General features: G+C 59.5%; 1 protein-coding gene. It reads right to left on the bottom strand.

Annotation, left to right across the window (positions count from 1 at the left end; translation table 11 throughout):
- Positions 1-2,440 (bottom strand): helicase-related protein (locus WAN02_RS06750; protein WP_422263393.1); only part of this gene is annotated, 2,440 nt, incomplete at both ends.

The raw sequence follows: 2,440 nt of genomic DNA, 5'->3' as shown, positions 1-2,440 counted from the left end.
TTGCTTTGAGTGACTCGGTGGAGAAGTTGTAGCACCACGCGTCGCGGTTCGTCTTAAGTCCCGCAGAGTAGGTGGCGAAGATTCGGGCTCCCTCTTGGTCTCGCTTGTACCCCAGCGCTGGCCAAGTTCCAAACGTTTCGTCGCGGAGAGTGATCCAGTCGCCCTGGGTGTTTGGGGTGATGAGTTGCCAGTCGATGGTGTCGATCTGGTCGCCGGCGATGATTTGAAGTTTTTGCTCGCGCGTCAGGTAGTCGCCGATGTCGTGGTAGTAAATGTGGCATGGTCCAACGTGCTTCCGATCTTTGACACCCACAAAGATCGCGACGGTGTTGCGGCTGCTGCCACCAAATACGTTGCCCGCTTCCTTCTTTCTAAGCTCGCCCGCTGTGCGCGCGTTGCCGCGAAGGTTGTAAACGTAAATGCGACTGTAGTCCTCAGCCAGCGACAATCGGATGCCATCGGCGGTGTTGGCGTCGAGCCAGCCGCCGTTAGAGACGAACGCAACGATCCCAGCATCGCCAATTCTGCCGGTCGCCCAGCGGAAAGCTCGAAGGTAGGAGTCGTAGAGACTATTCTTTAGCTGCGCTGTAGACCGCTTGACGTAGGTGTCTGCGATCCTCGCGTCGAGCGTCGGGTACTTAGTATTGGCATTGAAGTCATTAGCACTAGTCTGTCCGACTGAGTACGGCGGATTTCCGATGATGACACTGACTTGCGTTGCAAGTTGGGAGGCTATACGCGAGTTATTCGCGGGAAATACATCAAGGTCAAGAGTGTCCCCTTCCTCGCTGATTTGAAAAGTGTCGGCTAGCACGATTCCCGGGAACGGCTCATAGCAGTTGGAGTCGTCTGATTTACCGGTTAGCGCGTGGTAGGTGGTTTCGATATTCACGGCGGCGATGTAGTAGGCCAGCAGCATGATCTCGTTGGCGTGCAATTCGTTTGAGTACTTGCGCTCGATGTCTGCGGAAGTGATGAGGCCGGACTGCAGGAGTCGGGTCGCGAATGTTCCGGTGCCCGTGAACCCATCGAGGATGTGCACACCCTCGTCGGTGAGACCATGGCCAAAGCTCTCGCGGGAGACGTAGTCGACGGCCCGCAGTATGAAGTCGATTACCTCGACCGGGGTGTAGACGATGCCGAGCGCGTCGGACTGTTTCTTGAACGCGGTCTGGAAGAACTTCTGGTACAGGTCAGCGATAAGGTGCTGCTTGCCCTCGGCGCTGACGACCTGTTCGGCGCGGGCTTGCACTGAGGCGTAGAACTTGTCCAGCCGCATTGTCTCGGTGGCCAAGCCAGATCCGTCGAGGGCATCGGCCATGGCTTGCATGACTTGGGACACCGGATTGTGGCTGGCGAAGTCGTGGCCGGCGAACAGGGCGTCGAACACTGGTTTGGTGATTAGATGCTGGGACAGCATGCTGATCGCATCGGCACGCGTGATCGAGTCGTTTAGGTTGTCGCGCAAGCCTTTCAGGAACCGCTCGAACTGGGCGGTGATCGCGGCATCAGTGTCGGGCGCGGCGAGGATGGCATTAATGCGAGTGATCTGGGCGGTGGCGATGTCGGCGACATCGGCGGCCCACTGGTCCCAGTAGACGCGGGTTCCTACCTTGTCGACGATGCGGGTATAGACGGCTTCCTGCCACCGCGACAGCGAGAACAGCGCTATCTGGGTGGGACCGGCGGTGATGGTGGTGTCGGTGTCGGACGGGTCGTCTGTGGTGGGACCGATGTGTGCTCCGAGTAGCTGGTTACTACCGTCGCCGGTCTTCGCGTTGCCGGTGTTGAGCGCGATGCTGTTGATCATCGCGTCGAACCGTTCGTCATGGGACCGAAGAGCGTTGAGGACCTGCCAGACGACTTTGAAGCGAACGTTGTCGGCGAGCGCCTCGGAGGGTTCCATCCCGGCAGGGACGGCGACGGGCAAAACGACGTAGCCGTATTCCTTGTCCGGAGACAGCCGCATGACCCGTCCGACCGATTGCACGACGTCAACGATCGAGTTCCGTGGTTGGAGGAACAGCACGGCATCAAGCGCTGGGACGTCGACACCCTCGGACAGGCAGCGTGCATTCGTGAGGATGCGACACTCACCCGCGGCCACTGGCGATTTCAGCCAGGCGAGTTCGGCGTTTCGTTCCAGGGCGTTGAAGGTGCCGTCGACGTGGTGAACTTCGCAGACCAGGCCTCGGTTGGTGTCATCGACGCGGTGGCCTTCATTCTCTTGCGCATCGAGCGAGGACTGATATGCCTCGACAACGCGTGGGAACAGTTCGGCGACCTGTTTAGAAGCCTTGATGTCGCGGGCGAAGGCGACCGCTCGCTGCATGGAGAGTTCACCGGGGGCGAAGCTCGGTGTGCCGTCAACGTTGGCCCCGGCGCGTTTGGCCAGACCGTTCCAGCAGCCCACGATTTTGGATGCGTCATCCAGCGGAAG

Source organism: Mycobacterium sp. (assembly GCF_049281135.1).
Lineage (GTDB): Bacteria > Actinomycetota > Actinomycetes > Mycobacteriales > Mycobacteriaceae > Mycobacterium.
The sequence above is the reverse complement of the archived record's forward strand: the minus strand, read 5'-3'. Positions and strand labels throughout refer to the sequence as shown.